General features: G+C 68.0%; 6 protein-coding genes. All 6 read right to left on the bottom strand.

Annotated features, from left to right (window positions below):
* Nucleotides 1–61: 61 nt before the first annotated feature.
* The gene (locus ACK4SV_RS15750; RefSeq protein WP_409918796.1) at nucleotides 62–1,393 is read right to left on the bottom strand and encodes a hypothetical protein; all 1,332 of its coding nucleotides are present in this window, start codon (nucleotides 1,391–1,393) and stop codon (nucleotides 62–64) included.
* Nucleotides 1,393–3,477, bottom strand: coding sequence for a TonB-dependent receptor family protein (locus tag ACK4SV_RS15745; protein WP_409918795.1), 2,085 nt, complete (start codon nucleotides 3,475–3,477; stop codon nucleotides 1,393–1,395). The genes ACK4SV_RS15750 and ACK4SV_RS15745 overlap by 1 nt, the downstream gene beginning before the upstream one ends.
* Nucleotides 3,478–3,580: 103 nt before the next feature.
* Entirely contained in the window at nucleotides 3,581–3,997 is a 417-nt protein-coding gene (locus ACK4SV_RS15740) for a hypothetical protein (RefSeq protein ID WP_409918794.1), read from the bottom strand.
* Nucleotides 3,998–4,094: 97 nt separating this feature from the next.
* Nucleotides 4,095–4,487 (bottom strand): response regulator, encoded by a 393-nt coding sequence (locus ACK4SV_RS15735; protein WP_409918793.1) that lies wholly within the window; start codon nucleotides 4,485–4,487, stop codon nucleotides 4,095–4,097.
* 90 nt (nucleotides 4,488–4,577) lie between these two features.
* Nucleotides 4,578–5,195 carry a response regulator transcription factor gene (locus ACK4SV_RS15730; protein ID WP_409918792.1) on the bottom strand — a complete coding sequence of 206 codons (618 nt, stop codon included), beginning with the start codon at nucleotides 5,193–5,195 and terminating at the stop codon, nucleotides 4,578–4,580.
* Nucleotides 5,192–5,319, bottom strand: a 128-nt coding sequence (locus ACK4SV_RS15725) for an ATP-binding protein (RefSeq protein WP_409918797.1), incomplete at its 5' end; no start/stop codon positions are given. The genes ACK4SV_RS15730 and ACK4SV_RS15725, both read right to left, overlap by 4 nt.

The following is a 5,319-nucleotide window of genomic DNA, read 5'->3' as shown; positions in this document are numbered from 1 at the left end:
GCTCGCAGATGTCCGAAGTGCATGCCAGCGGGCTGGTATACTGATCACTCGCTGAAAGCTCTCATTGGACACTCCGCCGCCGTCTCAGTTGCAGGGCGAGGCCGAGGGCGGCGGTGAGGAGAATGAGGACGGTGGCGAGCATTGTGGCGATGTCGCGGTTCTTCGTGCCGACGGGTTTCAGGAATTCCCATTTGTGGAGATTGTTGAAGCACCATGTCTCGGCCCGGCCAGCGGCGCTGAGGCGCGGGATGGCGGCGATGACGCCTTCGCGGACATCGACGAAGACCGGCCCGTCCGCCGCCTCGACCCGCATCACCGGCAGGCGCTTGTCGGCGAAGCTGTAGCCATCCCCGAAGCGGTTGATGAGGGAGACGGGGGCCTCGGCGCTGGCCCCGGCGAGGGTGCGGGCGCGGGCGGCGTCGTCATGGGGTTCGGGTTGGCCCGCATAGCGGATGCCGCTGACCGTTTCGATTCGCCAGAGGGGCGCGCCGTCCGGCCCGGCGGTGGCGATGAGGCTGTTGAGGACCGGCGTGTCGAGGGCTGGGAGATCGAGCGCGGCGAGCGGAAATGCGTCCGGGACCGGCAAGCCGCGCGGGTTCAGGTCATTCGTCATGACCAGGTGGAACAGGCCCGAGAGCGTGTAGGCGAGGATGATCGGCAGGGCGAGCCAGGCCGCGAGGGTGTGCGCGCGGCGCAGGCCCTTGCCCCTGGCTTTCAGGAGCAGCGCGGCGCCGATGAAAGTGGTGGCGACCACGGTGAGGATCAGGAACGCGAGGACGGCGACGCGCAGGGGCTCGGCGAAGGACAGAAAGCTCAGTGTATGGACATTCTGGAACACGGCGAGGAGGACGCGGCGCGGGCCATTGGTGACGGCGGCGAGCCGGTCCATGCCGGTATCGACATAGAGGGTGAGGCCGTCCGGCGTGTCGAACTGCACCGCCCAGACCGGCAGGAGCCGGTTGATCGAGGGGTAGTTGGTGGAGAACGCATCCACCGGCCGGACTGAGGCGATGGCTGTGTCCGGCAGCGCGGCATAGTGGCGGGCGAGCGCTTCGGCATGGGCGGCTTCGGCCTCCGGTGAGGGCACGCCGGTGACAGCGCTGACCACGGCGCGCCGGGCGGAGGCCGGATCAGCGGCGAACCAGTAGGGCTCGCCGCCAACCTGCACGAGGCGCACATGCGGGCTCGCCGCGAGGCCCGCTGCCGCCAGCGCCTCGCCAGGCGCGGCAAGCCCGCCCGGTGGAAGCGCCAGCGGGCGGGCGGGCGGCATCTGGATCGCGGCGCGCGGCGCCGTCCAGTTCATCACCGGATGCAGGAAACCGGTCACGGCCCAGGCGATGGCCACGAAGGCCGCGACCCAGCCGATCTGTCGATGAAGGCGCCGCGCTTGCATTATCTGCTCCCGAGGCTGAGGCGGATGCCGCCATAGACGGCGAGACCGTCGCCGGGCGTGGCCACCGCGAGATTGGCGCTGGGGGCGGCGGCATTCGCGATGGTCGAGACCATGGTGATGTGGCGCTCATCGGTGAGGTTGCGGCCATCGGCGAACACCGCGATCCGGTCATTGACCTGCCAGGAGGCGCCGAGATTCCACAAAGTGTGGCCAGGCGCCTTCAGGGTGTTGGCGAAGTCTACGAACGTGTCCGACTGGACGTAGACGGATGGGGCGATGCGCAGCCGGCCGCTTTCCCAGGCGAGTTCGCCCGAGAACACGGTTTCCGGTACCCCGGCGAGGCGGTTGCCGCCATAGACGGGGTCGCCCTCGAAGCGGAAATCGCTCCAGGTGAGCGCGCCGCGCGTTTTCAGCTGGCCGCCATAAAGGTCGTCCGTGATCAGAACAGTCAGACCGGCCTCGAGGCCGCGGTGGAGGGTATCCTCGGCATTGAAGGTTGCTGCCGGGATCAGCGGCGAGGTCTGGAAGGCGATGAACTCGTTGTCGAGGCGGGCATCGTAGTAGGTCAGCTCGTAGGCGAGGCGGGGCGTACCGCCGCGCACGCCGATCTCGAAGGAGACGCCTTCCTGCGCTTCGATCGGGGTGAAGCCGGCGGCGCCGCCCTGGGTCAGCTGACCGAAGGCCGGGGGCTCATAGATACCCGAGATGTTGCCGAACAGGCTGAACGTTTCCGACGGCGACCAGAGGGCGCCGATCTTCGGGCTGATCTGGGTGAAGTCCTGGCTGTCACTTGCGCCGGGCGTGAGCCGGTTCACGACTTCGCGGGAGGTGTCGATGCTGTTGAGGCCCGCAATCAGGGTGAGGGTTTCCGCCGGTTTCACGCGGACTTCGCCGTAGACGTCGAGGCCGCCGGCATATTGCAGGGAATCGCCAATCCTGACGCCGCGCTGGGCCTGGCGGTCGGGCGTCGCGGTGAAGACACGGGCGGCGGTGCGCGCATCGCGCCAGCGGGCGCCCAGCGTCCATTCCACCGGCAGGCCGGAGACGTCCGCGCCGCCATCCAGGCGGGCGAAGAGCATGCCGTCGATTGTGTGCTGGTCGATGACGATGCTGAGCGGGTGGTAGAGGCCCTTTTCGGAATAGGAGCCCCCGAAGCTGACTGTGCCCAGTGCGCCAGTGTCGATCTCGGTGCGGGTCCAGCTGCGCCAGGAATTCACGTCGCGGCCGAAGCGGAAATTGTAGGAGCCGCTATTGGCGGCCTTCGGCGTTGCGAGAGCCTGGCTGATCGAGAGCGCGCCGGGGATCTCCTGGTTGACGTCATTGCCGAGGATGCCGAAGCGGGTGACGGCCCGGTCGTTCCAGCGCCAGCCGGCATTGGCGTAGATCCGGCCATTCGATTGCTGGGCATTCTCGCGGTAGCCGTCCTGCTGCTGGTAGGTGCCGGCGACGATCAGGTCGAACCGGTCGCCGACCCAGCCGGTGCGGGCATGGGCGCGGGCGGTGCCGAAGCTGCCGCCATCAAGGCGGAGGTAGGGTTCGGGGCCGGAATTGCGGGCGGTGATGCCGGCGAATTCGATGGCGCCGCCGAGGCTCGCCGCGCCGTGGGCAAAGGCGTTGGCGCCGCGCCAGACGCTGAGATGGTTGGTGAAGCCGGGGTCGAGTTCCTGGAAGTCGCCGAAGCCGTCAGCGGCGCTGATCGGGACGCCGTCGAACAGCAGTTCGACGCCGCGCAGGTGGACATTGTTGGCGACGCCGGAACCGCGGATGGAGAGGCGCACTTCCTCGGCAAAGCGGGGCTGGGCGATGACGCCGGGGGTGAATTGCAGCGCGTCGCGCAGGTTCACAGTGTAGCGGTCGGCGAACTCTTCAGCCGGGACGACCGAGACGTTGCCGGGCCGGGCGGCGGCCTCGGCGATGGCGGCCGCGGCGTCGTCATCGATCGCGTCGCCATAGGTGGTGACGACCGGCAGACGGGCCGTGTCATCGGCGGCGGCCGGGAGGGCAGCGGATAGGCCGAGGGCGCCGATGAACGGCAGGGCTAGCAATGCGCCCGCACGGGGTCGCAGGAAGGCTGGATTTTTCATTTGGAGTACTCTGAAATGTCCGGCGCAGAGCCTGTTTCAGGATGCGGACCGGGAGGCAGGAACAGCCCGTGCGCGCGGGGCGCAGGGGCAGCGGCATGTCACTTCAGAGGGTGGCCGGCGGGCCGGTCGGGTAAGGCGGCGGGGCAGCGAGGCACCGCGCCTGGTCAAGCGAGGCGGGGTGGTGGACGCTCGCGGTGCGGATGATGCGCCGCTCGAACGGGGCCGGTACCGGATCGGCCGGGATAGCCAGAGGCGTGCCGGCGGCGAAAACGCAGGGGCTGTGCTCCGCCGTATCGCCGTCCATGGGCGCGCCGGTCTCATCGACATACTGGCCGGTGGCGAGATCCAGCGTGCGGCTGATCATGCCCTGCTCGGTGCAGAGCTCGATCTGGATGCGGCCGGACGTGTCGGACGTGATCATGTAGCCGTCCGGCACGGCAAGGCGCATCGTCACCGCGAGGGCGACGAGCAGCATTGCGAGCGCGCGCAGGGGGGCGAGGTTAAGTTCAGCCAGCCACATGCATCCGTCCCTATCCGGACGGGCCGGGCAGGTCAAAGCCCTTCGCCTGCGGAGTTAGGTCGCAGGGGGGCCGGTATCCCTGCTGCACGAGGCGACGTCAGGGCTGCGCGAGAAGATAGTCGATCACGCTGACGAGCGAGACATCCATCATCGGCTTGCGGACGAGGGCGGCGAAGCCGGCCCTCAAGGCGGCGGTTTCCAGCGCCGGCAGGTACCAGCCGGAGATCAGGACGGCCGGTTCGCTGATGCCCCGGCGGCGCAAGGCAGCGAGCAGGTCCACGCCGTCCATGCCGTCCATCTTCAGGTCGATGACAAAGACATCGAAATCGCCGGGTCTGACATCCAGAAGCAATTCGTCCGCGCCTGAAAGGGCCTCCACCACATAGCCCCGCGATGTGAGCAGCAGGCTGAGGGATTGCCGGACGGCCGGGCTGTCATCGACCACGACAACACGGCGCGGCGCTCTCTCCTGGGCGGGCTCTGGACTCACGCGCGGACCCCCTTTGGAACTGGACGCAAGCCATCAGCCTTGGTCCGCAGGCGGCGCGCTGTCTTTAGGTAAAAGCCCGTACAGGGAGGATCAGCCGGCGCCGAGGCCCGCGGCAAAGGCGATGCGCAGCACGGTGGACAGGCTTGAGGCGCCCATCTTTTCCATGACGTTTGCCCGGTGAATCTCGACCGTGCGGGGCGAGATGTCGAGCGTTTCGGCGATCGACTTGTTGGTCTGGCCCTCGACGAGGCCGAGCAGGACATCATGCTCACGCGGGGTCAGTCGTTCGATCAGGCCGCGGGCCTCATCGCTCAGGACTTCCTCGCGGCGGCGCGCCTCAAGCCGGTCGAAAGCGCGCGAGAGGGCCTCGACCAGCGTTTCCTTGGCGTAGGGCTTCTCCACAAAATCCACCGCCCCAGCCTTCATGGCGCGCACGGCGACGGCGACATCGCCGTGCCCGGTGAGGACGATGACCGGCATCGCCACGCCGCGCTGATTGAGGGCTTCCTGGACTTCCAGCCCGTCCATCTGCGGCATCTGGACATCCAGCAGGATGCAGCCGCGCTCGGCGTCCGCCACCTGGTCCAGGAAGGCGACGCCGTCGGCATAGGTCTTCACCCGAAAGCCGGCATGGCGCAGCATAAAGCTCGCCGAATGGCGGATGGCTTCATCGTCATCGACCAGGTGGATCAGGCGCGGTTCGGTCATAGAGCGGGTTTAGCCGTTTCCAATCTGAGTGTGAACCGGAAACAGGTGCCCCCACCATGCGGCGAAACGGCGAGAATCGCGCCGCCATGCGCCTCCACGATCGTCTGGCAGATCGACAGGCCGA

The organism is Hyphomonas sp. (assembly GCF_046313735.1).
In the GTDB taxonomy this organism is placed as follows: domain Bacteria; phylum Pseudomonadota; class Alphaproteobacteria; order Caulobacterales; family Hyphomonadaceae; genus Hyphomonas.
The sequence above is the reverse complement of the archived record's forward strand: the minus strand, read 5'-3'. Positions and strand labels throughout refer to the sequence as shown.

Excerpts from the sequence above, each read along its gene's own strand:
- ACK4SV_RS15740 (WP_409918794.1), bottom strand. The coding sequence starts at position 3,997 with ATGTGGCTGGCTGAACTTAACCTCGCCCCCCTGCGCGCGCTCGCAATG.
- ACK4SV_RS15745 (WP_409918795.1), bottom strand. The coding sequence starts at position 3,477 with ATGAAAAATCCAGCCTTCCTGCGACCCCGTGCGGGCGCATTGCTAGCC.
- ACK4SV_RS15730 (WP_409918792.1), bottom strand. The coding sequence starts at position 5,195 with ATGACCGAACCGCGCCTGATCCACCTGGTCGATGACGATGAAGCCATC.
- ACK4SV_RS15750 (WP_409918796.1), bottom strand. The coding sequence starts at position 1,393 with ATGCAAGCGCGGCGCCTTCATCGACAGATCGGCTGGGTCGCGGCCTTC.